Annotated in this window: 19 protein-coding genes and 1 pseudogene; 14 read left to right on the forward strand and 6 right to left on the reverse strand. The window is 62.8% G+C overall.

The features are described 5' to 3' along the window. The first annotated feature begins 74 nt into the window (after nucleotides 1-74). Nucleotides 75-887 carry a transcriptional regulator VisN gene (locus GA0004734_RS06175; RefSeq protein ID WP_245292353.1) on the forward strand — a complete coding sequence of 271 codons (813 nt, stop codon included), beginning with the start codon at nucleotides 75-77 and terminating at the stop codon, nucleotides 885-887. Between the two features lie 8 nt (nucleotides 888-895). Beyond that, nucleotides 896-1,639 carry a transcriptional regulator VisR gene (locus GA0004734_RS06180; RefSeq protein WP_092932118.1) on the forward strand — a complete coding sequence of 248 codons (744 nt, stop codon included), beginning with the start codon at nucleotides 896-898 and terminating at the stop codon, nucleotides 1,637-1,639. Between the two features lie 9 nt (nucleotides 1,640-1,648). Here GA0004734_RS06180 and GA0004734_RS06185 read toward each other — a convergent pair whose 3' ends face one another. The 6 genes from GA0004734_RS06185 to motA form a co-directional block, all read right to left on the reverse strand. Next, nucleotides 1,649-2,089, reverse strand: coding sequence for a hypothetical protein (locus tag GA0004734_RS06185; RefSeq protein WP_092932120.1), 441 nt, complete (start codon nucleotides 2,087-2,089; stop codon nucleotides 1,649-1,651). A gap of 5 nt (nucleotides 2,090-2,094) precedes the next feature. Then, entirely contained in the window at nucleotides 2,095-3,177 is a 1,083-nt protein-coding gene (flhB, locus tag GA0004734_RS06190) for a flagellar biosynthesis protein FlhB (protein ID WP_092932122.1), read from the reverse strand. 232 nt (nucleotides 3,178-3,409) lie between these two features. After that, nucleotides 3,410-4,441, reverse strand: coding sequence for a flagellar motor switch protein FliG (gene fliG, locus GA0004734_RS06195; protein WP_092935971.1), 1,032 nt, complete (start codon nucleotides 4,439-4,441; stop codon nucleotides 3,410-3,412). Between the two features lie 160 nt (nucleotides 4,442-4,601). Beyond that, on the reverse strand, nucleotides 4,602-5,180 hold the full coding sequence (gene fliN / locus GA0004734_RS06200) for a flagellar motor switch protein FliN (protein WP_092932124.1): 579 nt from the start codon (nucleotides 5,178-5,180) through the stop codon (nucleotides 4,602-4,604). A gap of 60 nt (nucleotides 5,181-5,240) precedes the next feature. Continuing rightward, entirely contained in the window at nucleotides 5,241-6,179 is a 939-nt protein-coding gene (locus tag GA0004734_RS06205) for a FliM/FliN family flagellar motor switch protein (protein WP_092932126.1), read from the reverse strand. Nucleotides 6,180-6,182: 3 nt separating this feature from the next. Beyond that, entirely contained in the window at nucleotides 6,183-7,061 is an 879-nt protein-coding gene (gene motA, locus GA0004734_RS06210) for a flagellar motor stator protein MotA (protein WP_092932128.1), read from the reverse strand. Nucleotides 7,062-7,257: 196 nt separating this feature from the next. On the opposite strand from motA, the gene GA0004734_RS06215 reads away from it, so the two are divergent. The 12 genes and pseudogenes from GA0004734_RS06215 (at nucleotide 7,258) to flgH (ending at nucleotide 15,908) form a co-directional block, all read left to right on the forward strand. Beyond that, the gene (locus GA0004734_RS06215) at nucleotides 7,258-8,037 is read left to right on the forward strand and encodes a DUF1217 domain-containing protein (RefSeq protein ID WP_092935973.1); all 780 of its coding nucleotides are present in this window, start codon (nucleotides 7,258-7,260) and stop codon (nucleotides 8,035-8,037) included. 2 nt (nucleotides 8,038-8,039) lie between these two features. Continuing rightward, nucleotides 8,040-8,765, forward strand: a complete 726-nt coding sequence (gene flgF, locus GA0004734_RS06220) for a flagellar basal-body rod protein FlgF (protein ID WP_092932130.1) — start codon at nucleotides 8,040-8,042, stop codon at nucleotides 8,763-8,765. 5 nt (nucleotides 8,766-8,770) lie between these two features. Next, nucleotides 8,771-10,153, forward strand: a complete 1,383-nt coding sequence (gene fliI / locus GA0004734_RS06225) for a flagellar protein export ATPase FliI (RefSeq protein WP_092935975.1) — start codon at nucleotides 8,771-8,773, stop codon at nucleotides 10,151-10,153. Between the two features lie 19 nt (nucleotides 10,154-10,172). Further along, nucleotides 10,173-10,724, forward strand: coding sequence for a flagellar protein (locus GA0004734_RS06230; RefSeq protein ID WP_092932132.1), 552 nt, complete (start codon nucleotides 10,173-10,175; stop codon nucleotides 10,722-10,724). A gap of 254 nt (nucleotides 10,725-10,978) precedes the next feature. Then, nucleotides 10,979-11,359, forward strand: a complete 381-nt coding sequence (gene flgB, locus GA0004734_RS06235; RefSeq protein ID WP_092935977.1) for a flagellar basal body rod protein FlgB — start codon at nucleotides 10,979-10,981, stop codon at nucleotides 11,357-11,359. 5 nt (nucleotides 11,360-11,364) lie between these two features. After that, nucleotides 11,365-11,784, forward strand: a complete 420-nt coding sequence (gene flgC / locus GA0004734_RS06240; protein WP_092935979.1) for a flagellar basal body rod protein FlgC — start codon at nucleotides 11,365-11,367, stop codon at nucleotides 11,782-11,784. Next, nucleotides 11,784-12,122: a flagellar hook-basal body complex protein FliE gene (locus GA0004734_RS06245; protein WP_092932134.1), complete on the forward strand. Its 339-nt coding sequence runs from the start codon at nucleotides 11,784-11,786 to the stop codon at nucleotides 12,120-12,122. Before flgC ends, GA0004734_RS06245 begins: the two co-directional genes overlap by 1 nt. Nucleotides 12,123-12,147: 25 nt before the next feature. Further along, entirely contained in the window at nucleotides 12,148-12,936 is a 789-nt protein-coding gene (gene flgG / locus GA0004734_RS06250; protein ID WP_092932136.1) for a flagellar basal-body rod protein FlgG, read from the forward strand. Nucleotides 12,937-12,965: 29 nt separating this feature from the next. Continuing rightward, nucleotides 12,966-13,535, forward strand: coding sequence for a flagellar basal body P-ring formation chaperone FlgA (gene flgA / locus GA0004734_RS06255; RefSeq protein WP_245292354.1), 570 nt, complete (start codon nucleotides 12,966-12,968; stop codon nucleotides 13,533-13,535). A 98-nt stretch (nucleotides 13,536-13,633) separates the two neighbouring features. Next, a pseudogene (locus tag GA0004734_RS06260) lies at nucleotides 13,634-14,671 on the forward strand (flagellar basal body P-ring protein FlgI); the annotation flags it as partial. Further along, on the forward strand, nucleotides 14,668-15,204 hold the full coding sequence (locus tag GA0004734_RS06265) for a MotE family protein (RefSeq protein ID WP_092932138.1): 537 nt from the start codon (nucleotides 14,668-14,670) through the stop codon (nucleotides 15,202-15,204). The pseudogene GA0004734_RS06260 and the gene GA0004734_RS06265, both read left to right, overlap by 4 nt. Then, entirely contained in the window at nucleotides 15,201-15,908 is a 708-nt protein-coding gene (gene flgH, locus GA0004734_RS06270) for a flagellar basal body L-ring protein FlgH (RefSeq protein WP_092932140.1), read from the forward strand. Before GA0004734_RS06265 ends, flgH begins: the two co-directional genes overlap by 4 nt. The last annotated feature ends 4 nt before the right edge of the window (nucleotides 15,909-15,912 follow it).

The raw sequence follows: 15,912 nt of genomic DNA on the forward strand, positions 1-15,912 counted from the left end.
CCCCGGCCGTGTCGCTGCCCTCCGGCAGAGCGCGTGCGCAGATCGCATGACCGGATCCACACGGGGAAAATATCATGGAAGCTCTTCAGACAGAGATTGCGGGTCGACCTGTGCCGGTCGCCTCGATGCGAACGGCAATGGGCGGATCGAGCCTGACTGTTCACACCGGCCAGCCGGCGCCGGCAAGCCCGACGTGCCTAGGTACGGCCGGCCATCCCGCTGCAAAGCGCCAGCTTCTGGAGAAGCTCGGCGATTATGCGGCGCGCGGCCAGCTCAACAAGGCACTTGCGGCCCTGACGGATTATGTCGGCGCCAGCCATTATCTTCTCGCGCGTTACGACCTGTCGCAGGATAGCGGCCTCGACTTCGTCATGGTTTCGGATTGGCCCTTTGATGTGGTCAAGCGGCTGGGCCAGGTGATGCAGGGGCTTCACGCCAAGACCAACGAACAGGAAAAGTGCCTGTCGCTGCTGCATCCCGTCTTCATGCGCCTTCCCGAAGAGGCTGTCCTTGGTCGCGGCATCAGCCGTGAATATTGCGCCATCACCTTTTCCATCGGCCGGCTGCGGCTGTCGCTGATGCTGCTCTTCCCGCAGGACCTGATCCTGTCGCGGGAGGGTCTGCGCGACATCGGCTTGCTCACCGGCTATTTCGCCAGCCTCGCGCGCGAAACGTCACTGCGCTCGGAACGCGATTTCGACCTGACGGATCGCGAACTTGAATGCCTCTCGTGGATCGCGGAAGGCAAGACCAGCGAGGAGATCGCCCTCATTCTCGGCATCTCGCGCAATACCATCAACAACTACATCACCAGTGTCATGCGTAAGACGGCGACCAAGACGCGCTCGGAAGCGATTGCCTGCGCGGTCCGAAACAACCTCGTATAGGAACGCCGATGGTCATCTATATCCCAGGGGGTCGAAGCGGCGATGACAACCGCAACGGCCGCCAGACCCGGGCCTCGCGCACAGCCACTCTGGTCGCCCGCCTGCAGGTGATGCAGAAGGATATCGAAGCCCGCAACTTCGCCGTCTTCCGAATGAACGGAAACGGCCTTCCGGCGTCGCGCAAGCTGACATGCGTTCTCGACAACTGGGGAACGGCGGCGGAAGAGATGACGCATGACGTCGTCTCGACCTATGGCGACGAGATGAAGCATCATCTCGATATCTCGCTTCTGCCCCTCCTGTGGAACGGTGCAGACAATCGGCAGACGGCGGAAACGATCGATTTCGACCGCTTCGTGCTTCGCATGAAGCCGCGCACGCTTCCCTATGCCGGCATCGCCTTTCCCGTGCGCCTCGGCGCGCAGGGCAACGGCTACGTCGCCTTCATGGCGCCGTCGCTCGATCTGACCAGCGAGGTCATTCTCGATCTCCACGGCCGCAGCTGTCACGTCATGACCGATCTGTTTGCCGCCGACGAGCGCCGCCTGCAGCCGGCCGAGGCGCTGAGCGAACGCGAGATCGGCTGCCTGCAGATGGCCGGGGACGGGTACATCAGCGAAGAGATCGCGGAAAAGATGGGCCTGTCGGTGCACACCGTGAACGCCTATCTGGGTGCGGCCACCGCCAAGCTCGATTCCGTCAACCGCATCCAGGCGATCGCCAAGGCGATCCGCCTCGGCTATATTAGCTGAGCTGCCCGTTCAGCTGGCCATCGCCGTGGGATAGGATTTGATGAACTTGGCCGCATCCAGGCTGCGGGCGAGGAACGCCGTGTTCTCTTCCGGATCGACGGACGGCTTCTTGAAGGCGATATGGTTGATCTCGATGGCAGCCGAGTTGTCGCGGAGCGCGAGTTGCGCGTAGACGGTGACGCCATCGGGCTTCAGTTCGAGATCGAGCACGATTTCCGGATTGCGATTCCAATCGAGCATGTAGTTGCCGCCAATGCCGAAATTGACGGTACCCGGAACGAAATAAAGCTCGGCTGCCGACGACACCAGGTCGGCGAGGCTGCCGTGCGATTCATAGCGCAGAAGCGCAATGAAGTCGGCGGCATCGATGAGACGAAGTTCGGTCGCGACCGGACGGATGGCATCCGCAACGATCTTTTCGCGCTGTTCGGAATATTCGCATTTTTTCATCGCAATCAGTTCATCCGTGTCGGGTTCGATTTCGTTGCGTAGACCCGGTGGATGAGTTCGGCGACCGCCTTGTAAAACACCGGTGGAATGACACTATCCACCGAGACTTGCGCAAACATTGAGCGTGCGAGGGGCGGGTCCTCGAAGACGGGGATGTTGTTTTCCTCCGCAAGGGCGCGAATGCGCAGCGCCACGAGGTCCTGCCCCTTGGCAACCACGACCGGAGCGTCGCCTTCTTCCCGGACATAGCGTAGCGCCACGGCAAAGTGGGTCGGGTTCGCAATGACCAGCGTTGCGCGGGGAACGGAGGAAATCATTCGACGCCGCGCACGGTCGCGTGCGATGGAACGTAAGCGAGCCTTTACGATTGGATCGCCCTGCGTCTGCTTCATTTCCTCCTTCACCTCCTGCTTCGTCATGCGCAGCTCGCTGTGCCAGTGATGCCGTGTCCAGAAAAAGTCGGCGATGGCGATGGCCGCGGTCGAAAAGAGGACGACGTTCATGATCTTGTTGAAGTCGCGACCCATGATCTCGAAGATCGTGATCGGGTCCGAGAACATCGCGTCGAGCGTCGCGTAGAAATCGTCCCAGAGTGTCAGCGCGACGATGCCGGAGATGACGGCGATCTTGAAGAAAGATTTCGCGAATTCCACGAGACCGGGCAGGCTGTAGATCCGGCCCACCCCGGCGATCGGCGAAATCCGGTTCAGCTTCGGGGCGATTCGGTCGAAGACGGGGCTCGGCAGGTTCTGCAGGATCGATGATCCCACACCGAACGCAATCATCAGCACGAACACCGGCACGACCAGCGCGCCGGATGCCCAGAGGAGCTTTGATATCAGGGCGGATGCGTCGTTCGACGTGGTGATTCGCCAGGCGTCCGGCTGCTCGAACACATCCTTCAGCGCTTCGGCCATGCTGCGGAACCCGTCCGGCAGAAAGAAGACCACATAGATGTAGATGGCGAGCGTCGAGGCGAACATCGTGACCTCGCGGGAGAACGGGACGTTTCCCTTCTCGAGGGCATCGCTGATCTTCTTCTCGGACGGCAACTCGGTTTTGCTGTCTTTATCCTGATCGTCCGACATCAAAACGGCCCTTCACGATATCGCGCCTGTGCCGGGGCCGATCGTCTCGTGCCGGCTGGCATTGTCGCCGATGTTGTGGGCTGACGGGCGCCGTCTGGCAAGAGCCTCGTCTTTTCCCATATTTTAAAGGTCGGTCCAGCCGGCCTCTCGGTAGGCAGGTGCAGTCAGAAATGCGAAAGCCCGCCGCAACGCGTGTTGCAGGCGGGCTCTGGAGATCTCGGGATCGACCGGCCTAAGCGGCGACGGCTTCCTTCGGCTTCAGTTCGATCTGGCCGCTGGCGGCGAGGCGAATGGCTTCCTGCGTGACCGAGCGGCGTGCAACCGCGATGTCGCGCGGATTGATCCCGGCATCGCCCGAACTCAGATCCGACTCGATCATACGGCGCTGGCGGGCGCCGATCGAGGCGAGCACGCTTTCGCGCATCTCCATGCTCGAACCGCGGAGTGCCATGGTGATGATGTCGCCGGCGATATCGTTGAACAGAGCCACGCGGCTCTTCTGCGGCATGAGCAGGATGTCGTCGAACAGGAAGATCTTCGGGCGGACCTTCTTGACCGAATCCGTGCTGATCGACTCGAGCGAGGCGAGCAGCGTATCGACGTCGCTCTTCTCCATCTCGTTCATGACTTCTGCGATCTTGACCGAACCGGCCGAGTTGCGCTCGGAATCCATCTGGCGCAGCAGCTCGATGACGCGCGTCTCGATGATCGCAGCTGCCTTCGGCGCCACGTTCTTCATGTTGACGGTTCGGTTGATGATGTCGGCACGCCCGGCTTCCGGCAGCTGCAGCAGCACCTTGGCGCCGAAGGTGGAGGGCATCATCGACAGAATGTAGGCGATCGTCTGGGGATGTTCCTTGGAAAGATGCTGCGAGACGAAGACCGGATCGGCATCTTGCAGCCGGTCCCAGATGCTGGTCTCGTAGGATTGGAATGCTGTGCGGCGGCCGAGCAGGCCATCGACCTCGTCGGGTGTCAGGCCCTCTTCGAGGATGGCCTCGATCGCCTTGGCATTGTCCATTAGGCCTGCACCTTCGGTAAACAGGTCTTCGAATTCGTTGACGAGGATTTCGAGCTCGTGCGGCTCGATGGATCGCAGCGTCTGCGCGGAGGCGATGATGCCCTGCAGCTCGCTCTGCGTGAAGAATTTCAACAATTTCCCGGCGATCGGCTTGCCCATGCTCAACAGCACGGCCGCAGCCTTGTCCATCTGGGTCAGGGGGCGCGTCAGCGCCGATGCTTCGAAATCGTCGTAATCCATCATGGATCCTTCCTGGACGGCGTCGCTCTCGGTCACGCCGCCGAAACGCTTTTTCATCTGCTGCGGTTGTCTCCAGGCCTTGATGGCCCGGAGGGAATGCAGTTCCCTTGCGGGATGTGAAAGCCGGCCATCATGACCGCCTTTCTCCAGTCTCATCCGGCCCTCAGGCCTTCTTTCCGCTGTTGACCTCGATCAGCCTGACGCCGAACCGGGTATCGTCTTCCTCGAGAACAGTGATCTCGCCGCGGCCGATAACCCGGCCGTTGACCATGATCTCGACCGGCTCGCCGATCTTCCTGTCGAGAGCGATCGTCGCGCCTTCCGTCAGACCCATCAGGCCGGAAACCTGCATCCGGCTGGATCCGAGCACGATCTGCACATCGATCGGGATGTCCATGATCAGATCGAGATTGCCGTGCATCGTGGTGCCGGCCGTTGCCGAAGGCGTCGCAAAGCTGTCGTCGAACGACGTCTCGCCAAAAGCCGTCGCGGCACTTGGTGCAGGCTCGGCAAAGCTGCCGGCAAAAGGGTCGTCGTCGTCGCCGATCGCGCCGAAATTGCTCATGAAGTCGGGAGCCGCCGCAGGGGCCGCGCCGAAGTCCATGTCGAAGTCCGTTTCCGCAATGCCGCCCTCGGCATCCGTTTTCAGGACGCCGCGCAGATCGTCGATGGCCTGATCGAGCTCGGCATCGCCGGTGACCGCGCTCTGGTCGTCTGTCAGTGGTGCTGTCTTGGGTGCCATGTCGAGAGTATTCCAGTTGAAACTTGCCCCAAGCCTGTCGTGGCGTGGGGGACCCGTGGATTAGCGCGTGAGATGCTGAAGAAGCTCGTCTTCCGTGCCGTACGTGTCCTTGACCCGCACGGTATAGCGGGCACCCGAGCGCCCGAATTCGCAGACATAGAGATCGCGGCCGTTCGCCTTCACATCGACGCGGACATCCTTCGGGTCGTGGAAGGGGATGACGTCGCCGGGCTTCAGCTGCGTGATCGCGGCGAGCGTCAGCTCCTCGAGCTTGATATGCGCCTGCAGCTCGACCATGGAGCGGCGAACCTGTTGCTCGACCTGTTCGGCCCACGCGGTCTTCTGGCGGCGCGCCTGTCCGATGCCCTTGGGAAACACGATGGTGGTTTTCAGCAGCGTCTGCTGCGGTACGAGGATCGAGAATGTGGACAGGACCGGCCCGACGCCAAGGGTGATGTTCACGCAGGCCGCGTAGACGTCCTCGACATCCTTGTCGGGCGCCGGCCGGCTCTCCGCATTATACGCCTTGCCGACGATCGGCTCGAAGCCGCCGGCCGCATTCACCGCGGATTTCAGAACGCCCGCGACCTTTTCGAAGACGATGGCCGCTACGTCGAGCTCGATGCCCGACAGGTTGCGCGGCTTCGGCTCCTCGATGGACTCGGCCGGCGAGCCCAGCAGCATTTCCATCATGGTAATGATCGCCGGGCTGTCGCAGCTGATGGTGAAGTCGCTGCACCAGTTGCGCAACTCACAGTCAGAAAGGGCTACGCCGTCGCCGAGCTTGCGGATCAGCGCGCTCTTCAGGCCCGTGTCGAACCCGGCATAGCCGATGGTCAGGTCGAGCCCGGTTTCGCTTTGCAGCAGGTCCGGCAGGAACTCGCCGAAGACCTGGCCGAGATCGGCGCAGATCTTGCCGATGGTCTTGTCGTCGCCGAGCGCGCCGGTCATGCGCGCCAGCAGTCTGCGATCGAAGGAGTAGATGTTCTCGCTGGTCATGGATCAGGCCGCCTTGCTCTCGCCGCCACCGCCGGGGTTCATCATTTCCTGCTCGACCGCGTCGATCGACGGGCGCTCGTAGGAGGAAATCGTCTTGCGGCCGTATTCGAGCGCCACCTGCGGCACGGAGCCGTTCATGTAGGCGAGCAGCGTCTGCTTCACGATGATGTAGAGGCGGTTCTGCTTCTCGCGCACATGCTTCACGTTGGCGATCAGCGGGCTGACGATGCAGTAGGACAGAAAGATGCCGAGCATGGTGCCGACGAGGGCGGCCGCGATCTTGCCGCCGAGAACTTCCGGGCTCTCGGTGATGGCGCCCATGGCCTTGATGACGCCGAGAACGGCCGCGACGATTCCGATGGCGGGGAAGGCGTCGCCCATCGTTGCCAGCGAATTGTACGAATGCATCTTGTCATGGGTGATGGTGTTGATTTCCTCATCCATCAGCGCCTCGATCTCGTGGCTGCGCGCATTGCCGATGATGATGAGGCGGACGTAGTCGCAGATGAAGGCCGTCAGGTCCTTGTTCTTCAAAACGGTCGGTGCCGACTGGAAGATCGCGGATTCGTCCGGGTTGTCGATGTGGCTTTCGATCTCGTTGCGCGACTTGGTGCGCAGATCGCGCATGAGGCTGTACAGCACGCCCAGCGTATCGAGATATTCGCGCTGCTTGGGCACTTTGTGCTTGAAGGCTTCCACGAGCGCCTTGCCGGCGTCCTTCACCGTCTTCATGGAATTGCCCATGATGAAGCCGCCGATGCCGGCACCGCCAATGATGACGAGCTCGAACGGCTGGTTGAGAACGGCCATGTGCCCGCCCATCGCAATGAAGCCGCCGAGAATACAGCCCATTGTCATGACGAGTCCGATGATGATGTTCATGTCTCTACCTGCCGCAGTGGTGGATTGTGGGGTCCATCCCTAGGGTCCGATGCTTGCGTGAGGCTGGTTGCAACCTGTGGAAAGTCCGACGGGTTCGCGCAAGGAGCCCCGACAGGTTCGCGCAAGGAGCATGGTCCAGCTTGGCGATGAACAGAAGCCGGCCCCAAGCCGTGCGCTTCGCCTTCGGGGATATGCCGTGACCACCACATTTACCAGCTACAGGCAGATAACGGCCGACCTGACGACGTCGCTGAAGCGCGTCACGGAGAAGCCCGACGTGGCGCGGGAAACCGAATATTATCTCGCGCATATCGGCAATGTGAAATCGATCGAAGACTTCTTCGCCGATCCCCGCCTTTACGATTATGCCATGAAGGCCCACGGCCTCGAAGACATGGGCTATGCCAAAGCCTTCATGCGCAAGGTGCTGACCGAAGGCGTTGCCAGCGACGATGCCTTCGCCAACAAGCTCTCCGACAGCCGCTACACCGATCTCGTGAAGTCGCTCAACTTCGCCGCGGACGGCGCTACTGCCACCGCCTCCGACAAGGCCCGCAAGGGCGTGACGGAGAAATATGCCCGCCAGACGCTGGAGCAGGATGCGGGCGAGGACAATGCCGGCGTTCGCCTGGCACTCTATTTCGAGCGCATGGCGCCCGGCGTCACCAATGCCTTCGGCCTCCTGGCCGACGAGGCGCTGGCGCAGGTCGTGCGAACGATCATGCAGGTCCCGGAGGCCTTTGCTGCCGCCGATATCGATAAGCAGGCCGACGCCGTTTCCAAGGCGATCGACCTCAAGGATCTTCAGGATCCGCAGAAGATGTCGAAGCTGATGGAGCGCTTCACGGCGCTCTGGGAGCTGGACCATGCCACGAGCAACTACGATCCACTGGCGCTTTTCGGCACGCAGAGCGGCTTCGGCATTTCGTCCGATCTGCTCCTGTCCATCAACACTTTGAAGCTCGGAGGTCGATGAGCATGCAAACCGGTCTGTACGTCGGCGTTTCCTCGCAGATTGCGCTCGAAAAGCGTATGAACACCTTGGCCGACAATGTCGCCAATGCCACCACCGTCGGCTTTCGCGCCACGGAAGTGAAGTTCAATACCGTGCTCGGCGATACCCGGCCGACGAAGGTCGCCTTCGTCGGCGAGGGCGCGGAGTTCCTGAACACCTCGTCCGGTGGTCTGTCCCATACGGGCAATACGCTCGATGTCGCCATCAAGGGCGATGCGTGGCTGTCCATCGAAACACCGGCCGGCCCGGCGCTGACGCGCGACGGACGTTTTACCCTGACCGAAACCGGCGATCTCGTCACCATGCGGGGGTACCCGGTCCTCGACGCTGGCGGTGCTCCCATCCAGCTGAACGCCAATGCCGGCGAGGTCGTCATCGGCAACGACGGCTCCATCCGCCAGAACGGCACCCAGGTGGCGGCCCTCGGTCTCTCCGAGGCCAACTTCGCCAACGGTTTCCGTCGCTACGACAATTCCTCCGTGATTCCGACGACCGCTCCGGAGCCGGTGGTCGATCGCATGGATGTCGGCGTGATGCAGGGCTATGTCGAGGAATCCAACGTCAATCCCGTTCAGGAGATGTCGCAGCTGATCACCGTCTCGCGCGCCTTCGAGAGCATCGCCTCGCTGCTGCGCGACAGCGAGACCTCGCTGGATGAGGCGATCAAGACGCTCGGTGGCAGCAAGTGACCGTCATCAGCGATCAGCCGCTGGACGTCCGGCAGCCATCGACCGCATTGTCGGCGCTTGCCGGTCTCGTCGATCGGTACGCCAAGGCCGAGCATGCCGTTGCGCCCGGCGGCCATGTCCAGACCATCTCGCCCGGTCACTACACCGTCAGCGGCCTGTCGCGCCATGTTCGCCTCGGCGAGTTCGTCGCCCACAAGAGCGCGACCGGCATCCATCTCGGCGAAGTCGTCAAGGTCGAGCCGGAAACCGTCGTCGTCTGCCCGATCGAGCCGGGCGAGCCGATCGGCATACACGATACGGTCATCCGCAAGGGCGCCTTCCGCGTCGCCCCCACGGCCAGCTGGTGCGGCCGCACCATCAATTCGCTCGGCGAGCCGATCGACGGTCGCGGGCCGATGATGCAGGGCGATGTCCGTCGCGCCATTTCCACCTCCGCGCCGCCGTCCATGACGCGCCAGCGCGTCGAGCACGGCTTCCGCACGGGCGTTCGCGCCGTCGATATCTTCTCGCCGCTCTGCCTCGGCCAGCGCCTCGGCGTCTTCGCCGGCTCCGGCGTCGGCAAGTCCACGCTTCTCTCCATGCTCGCCCGTGCGGATGCCTTCGATCGCGTCGTCATCGCCCTGGTCGGCGAACGTGGCCGCGAAGTGCGCGAATTCATCGAAGACACGCTCGGCGACAATCTGAAGAAGTCGGTCGCCGTGGTCGCAACCAGCGACGAGAGCCCGATGCTGCGCAAGATGGCGCCGCTGACGGCCATCACCATCGCCGAGCATTTCCGCGACCAGGGCGACAACGTCCTTCTCATCATCGACAGCGTGACCCGCTTCGCCCACGCGATCCGCGAAGTGGCGACGGCATCCGGCGAGCCGCCGATCGCGCGCGGCTATCCCGCCTCCGTCTTCACGGAGCTGCCCCGTCTTCTCGAGCGTGCCGGCCCCGGTCCCGAAGGCACAGGCACCATCACGGCAATCATCTCGATTCTCGTTGATGGCGACAACCACAACGACCCGATCGCCGACTCCACGCGCGGTATTCTCGACGGTCACATCGTCATGGACCGGAGCCTCGCCGAAGAGGGTCGCTATCCCCCGATCAACCCGCTGTCCTCCGTCTCGCGTCTCGCGCGCAAGGCCTGGACGCCGGATCAGGAAATGCTGGTCTCGCGGCTGAAGTCGCTCATCCACCGCTACGAGGAAACCCGCGACCTCCGCCTCATCGGCGGCTACCGCGCCGGCTCGGATCCCGATCTCGACATGGCCATCAAACAGGTGCCGGTCATCTACGACATCTTGAAGCAGACACCGGGCGAACGCCCTGCTTTCGACGCCTTTACCGACCTCGCCAATGCGCTGAAGGCCGGAGCGGGCGGACAGCAGGCGCGGCGCTGACGACGGGAAGGAGGCCGGCATGAACGACATGGACGCAGACGAAATCGTCAGGCAGCGCAAGCAGAGCGATCGCATGCCCATTTTCGATAAGGCGCTCGTCGGCACGGGCATCGCCCTTGCGGGCCTTGCCATGTTCTTCCCGTGGTATGCCTTCCTCAATCAGGAGAAATTCGCGCTTCCCGCCCTCTGGAACGGTGCCACCCGGGACCTTCCCGAAAAAATCGGCACGCCGGGCATGGCGTCCGCTCCGGAGGCGTCTCCGTCCGAACCGGCGCAGACACTGGCTGCGGAAACGCAGGCCGCCGTCGATCGGCTCGTCACCGCAACGGTGCCCGCGCCTAGAACGGGAGAGCCCGCCGAGCCGATGCTCGACCAGCCATTGCCCGGATCGATCACCTTTAAGCTCGTCCACGTCGCCGGCGGTCGCGCCCTGATCGAGGATGTCAGCGGTATGTATATCGTCCGGGTGGGGTCGCCTTTGCCGGACAACAGCCGGCTTGCCACGCTTGAGGAGCGCGATGGCAGCTGGGTGATGATCACGTCCCGGGGAGACGTCTTCAAGGCGGAGTGACACGTTCCGCCCTTCCTCATCTTCCGCTTGCATGATGCTTGCGCAGGCTCCGCCATCTCGAAGGATGGCCGCAGCGCCATTTGCGTTCCCGAAACGCCTGGCACTCGCCCGGAGCCCCGCCATGACGGCCTTTTCCACAGTTTGGTCGAAGGCCGTTTTCGTGCGCACTCACGCGCCGAAAGCCTGCAAATCCGCGCCAGTCCCACGCAAGTTTACAAGCCTAGTGTCTCCAGCAACAAGCATGGAGTCGCATGATGCAACCTATTCAGCTGTTCGAACTGGCATCGAGGCAAGCGCAGTGGCTCGCCGTCCGCCAGAATGTCGTCGCAGGCAACATCGCCAACGCCAATACGCCGCACTACGCATCGAAGGATATCAAGCCGTTCGATAGCGTCATGAAGGAAACCGGCTTTCAGCTGGCGGCCACCAATCCCGCGCATTTTTCCAGCGGTCCCATGAGCAACCAGATCACCGAGACCTCGCTGATCGACGATGGCGAAGTCCAGCAGTCGGGCAACAGCGTCGAGATCGAGAAGGAGCTCATGAAGTCCGGCGAAGTGAAGCGGGATTATGAACTCAACACGGGTCTCGTGAAGTCCTTCCATCGCATGATGCTGATGGTCGTCAGGAAGTAATGGCCATGGATCCTCTCGTCTCCGCTCTCAAAGTCGCAGCCTCCGGTCTCGAAGCCGAGTCTACCCGCCTGCGCATCGTGTCCGAAAACATCGCCAACGCCCGCTCGACCGGCGATACCGCCGGTGCCGATCCCTACCGCCGCAAGACGATCAGCTTTGCCGCCGAGGTGGATCGGGCCAGCGGGGCTTCGAGCGTCGAGGTCCAGAAGCTCGGCGTCGACCAGTCCGACTTCAGCGTCGAATTCGACCCCGGCAACCCGGCCGCCGACGACAAGGGCATGGTCAAGCTGCCCAACGTCAACGTGCTGATCGAAATGGCCGACATGCGCGAAGCCAACCGTTCCTACGAGGCCAACCTGCAGACCACCAAGCAGGCGCGCGACCTCATTTCCCAGACAATCGACCTTCTGAGGGCTTCGCAATAATGATCGACGCAATCAAGACCATCGGTGCCGCGCTCTCTTCCGCCACCGAAAGCACCACAAACGCCACGAGTTCCGCAGCCTCCATGGCCTCGCAGGCGCTCGGCAGCGCCGCGCCGGCCGGGCAGAGTTTCTCGGAGGTCTTCAGCGGCATGGCGTCCGAAATGACCAATTCGCTGCGCTCCGCCGAAACCTCGTCCATCGCGGGGATCAGCGGCAAGGCCAACACCCGCGAAGTCATCGATGCCGTCATGAGCGCCGAACAGTCGCTTCAGACCGCCATCGCCATCCGCGACAAGATCGTCACCGCCTATCTCGAAATCGCCCGTACACCGATCTGAGGCGCGGATCTAAAGGAATAGTACCATGAAGGCTCTCTCCATTGCCGCCACCGGCATGAACGCCCAGCAGCTCAACCTCGAAGTGATCGCGAACAACATCGCGAATATCAACACGACGGGCTACAAGCGGGCGCGTGCCGAGTTCTCCGATCTTCTCTATCAGACCGAGCGTGCCGCCGGTGTACCCAACCGGGCAAATCAGGCGGTCGTTCCGGAAGGGGCCAATGTCGGCCTCGGCGTCCAGACCTCGGCCGTGCGCAACCTGCACATCCAGGGCAGCCTCGTTTCCACCGGCAACGATCTCGACATGGCGCTCGTCGGCCGCGGCTGGTTTCAGGTCGAAACGCCGGATGGCGAGACGGCTTATACCCGCGCCGGCGCCTTCAACACCAATGATACGGGTCAGCTCGTCACCATCGACGGCTACACGGTCGTCCCCGGCATCACCATTCCGCAGGGCGCATCGCAGGTTACGGTCAGCACGTCCGGGCAGGTCATGGCGCTGATCGACGGCAGCAGTATTCCCCAGACGGTGGGCCAGCTGACGATCGCCAACTTCATCAACGAAGCCGGTCTCGCGCCGCAGGGCGACAACCTCTTCAAGGAAACGCCGGCATCGGGTGCCGCCGTCGTCGGCTCGCCGGCCGATCCGGGCTACGCCCAGATCAAGCAGAAGTATCTCGAGGCGTCGAACGTCGATCCGGTCAAGGAAATCACCGATCTCATCTCGGCGCAGCGCGCCTATGAGATGAACTCGAAGATCATCCAGGCGGCCGACGAGATGGCCTCCACGGTCAGCAAGAACCTGAGATAAGCGGCAAGAACGCGGAAGGAGCGGCAGACATGATGTTTCGCCCGATGAACAGGCTGGGGAAGGAAAGGTTGGCAGCGCGCTTCGTGCAGCACGCCACCCGGCGTCTGCTGGCCACGATGCTGTGTGCTGCCGCCTTTTCGACGATGACGGTGACCGGCGCAAGCGGTCAGGCCGGAAGCCAGAGCAGCAGCCAAAGCGGCGCCCGGACGGCCTCCAAGACCGCCGTCATCCCCACGGAAACCATCTATCCCGGCCAGACCATCGAGGAGACGCACCTGCAGGTGGTGGCCGTCACCAATCCGGACCTGTCGGGCGACTATGCCTCAGGTCTCGACCAGGTCGTCGGCAAGGTCACCAACCGCACGCTTCTCGCCGGGCGCGTCATCTTCGTCGCCGGGCTGCGCGAGCCCTATGCCGTGGAACGCGGCAAGGCCGTGCGGATCGTCTATTCGAACGGCTCGCTGACCATCACGGCCGGCGGCTCGCCGCTCGACAATGCCTCGGTCGGCGACCTTATTCGTATCCGCAACACCGATTCCGGCATGATCGTCTCGGGCACCGTCATGGCAGACGGCACAGTACACGTGGTGGCAAAATGATCGTTTCCATGGCACGGCGCCTCATCGCGGTGGTTGCGGCGCTGGCTCTCAGCCTGCCGCTCAACCTCACCCTCGGCGTCGATACCGCATCCGCCGCGGCGCGCATCAAGGATGTGGCCTCGCTGCAGTCGGGCCGCGACAACCAGCTGATCGGCTACGGCCTCGTGGTCGGCCTGCAGGGCACGGGCGACAGCTTGCGCTCCTCGCCCTTCACCGAGCAGTCGTTGCGCGCCATGCTGCAGAACCTCGGCATCTCCACGCAGGGCGGCGAATCCCGGTCGAAGAACATCGCGGCCGTCCTCGTCACCGCCAACCTTCCGCCCTTCGCCAGCCCCGGCAGCCGTATCGACGTGACGGTCGGGTCGCTCGGCGACAGCACCTCGCTGCGCGGCGGCACGCTGGTCATGACGTCTCTGTCAGGTGCCGACGGACAGATCTACGCGGTGGCCCAGGGGTCCGTCGTCGTCACCGGTTTCAGCGCCGAAGGCGATGCCGCGACCTTGCAGCAGGGCATCACCACGGCCGGACGCGTGCCGAACGGCGCCATCATCGAGCGCGAGCTGCCGGCAAAGTTCAAGGACGGGGTCAATCTCGTCCTCCAGCTCCGCAACCCCGACTTCTCCACCGCCGTCGGCATGGCCGCGGCCATCAACCGTTATGGGCGCGAGCAGTTCGGCGGCCAGATTGCCGAAGCCCGCGACAGCCAGACCGTGGTCATCGACAAGCCCAAGATGGCCGATCTCGCCCGCCTGATGGCGGATGTCGAGAACCTCGTCATCGAGACGGATGTCCCCGCCCGGGTCGTCGTCAATGAGCGGACCGGCACGATCGTCATCGGACAGGACGTGCAAATCTCTCCGGTGGCGGTGAGTTTCGGCACGCTGACGGTGCAGGTCACCGAAACGCCGACGGTCATCCAGCCCGAACCCTTCTCGCGCGGAGAAACCGCCGTCGAGCCGAACACGAGGATCGACGCCACCGAGGCCGGCGGCAGGGTCGCCATCCTCAACGGCTCCAATCTGCGGACGCTCGTCTCGGGCCTGAATTCGATCGGCGTGAAGCCGGACGGCATCATTTCCATTCTCCAGGGCATCAAATCGGCCGGTGCCCTCCAGGCGGAGCTCGTTCTGCAATGACCGCAACACATACGCTTTCCCCACGCCTGCGCCAGCTTCTCATCGGTGCCGCAGCCACGCTCGTCCTGACGATCCCGGGCGCCTTCGCCCAGGAGGTCGCCGCACCTACGGGACCAGGTGCTCCCCAGGGCGGCGAGATCCAGCAATTCTGCACCAATATTGCGGATGCCGCCCGCGACCAGCGCTACCTCCTGCAGAAGCAGCAGATCGAACAGCTACAGGCCGGTGTCGATGAGAGCATCGCGCTTCTGGAAAAGAAGCGTGCGGAGTACGAGGACTGGCGCAAGCGTCGCGACGAATTCCTGAAGCAGGCGGAACTTAACCTCGTCGATATCTACAAGACCATGAAGCCGGACGCGGCGGCCAGCAAACTGACCCTGGTCCGCTCTGAAATCGCCGCCGCCGTCATCATGAAGCTGCCGCCTCGCCAGTCGAGCCTCATCCTCAGCGAGATGAGCGACGAAAAGGCGGCCATTCTGACCAACATCATTTCCAGTGCCGCCGATCCGAACACATCGAAGGAACCGTCATGAACATTCGCCTTTCGGCCGCCCTGGCCGCAAGTCTTCTGACCGGTTGCCAGTCGTCGCTGCACGATGTCGGCCGCGCCCCGGCTATGAGCCCGATCGGCAGCGGCCTGCAATATACCCAGACGCCGCAGCTGGCGATGTATCCCAAGGAGCCGCATCAGGTGGCGAGCGGATACTCCCTTTGGAGCGACCAGCAATCAGCGCTCTTCAAGGACGCTCGCGCCATGAAGATCGGCGACATCATCACCGTCGATATCCGCATCGACGACAAGGCGAGCTTCGACAACAAGACCGACCGCAAGCGCACCAACGACAGTGGCTACAATATCGGCGCCTCCGGCAATTCCGAGGTCAGCGATTTTGGCTGGAAAGGCAATCTCGACTACGGCTCCAATACCTCGACCAAGGGGGAGGGGACGACGGAGAGGTCCGAGAAGCTCGTCCTGCTCGTCGCGGCCGTGGTCACAGGCGTCCTCGAAAACGGCAACCTGCTGATCAGCGGCTCCCAGGAGGTTCGCGTCAACCACGAACTCCGCATCCTCAACGTTGCCGGTATCGTGCGGCCACAGGACGTCGATGCGAAGAACCAGATCTCCTACGACAAGATCGCCGAGGCCCGCATCTCCTACGGCGGACGCGGTCGCCTGACGGAAGTGCAGCAGCCGCCCTGGGGGCAGCAGGTCATGGACATCATATCGCCGCTCTGATCGC

It is taken from the genome of Rhizobium sp. 9140 (assembly GCF_900067135.1).
GTDB lineage: Bacteria > Pseudomonadota > Alphaproteobacteria > Rhizobiales > Rhizobiaceae > Ferranicluibacter.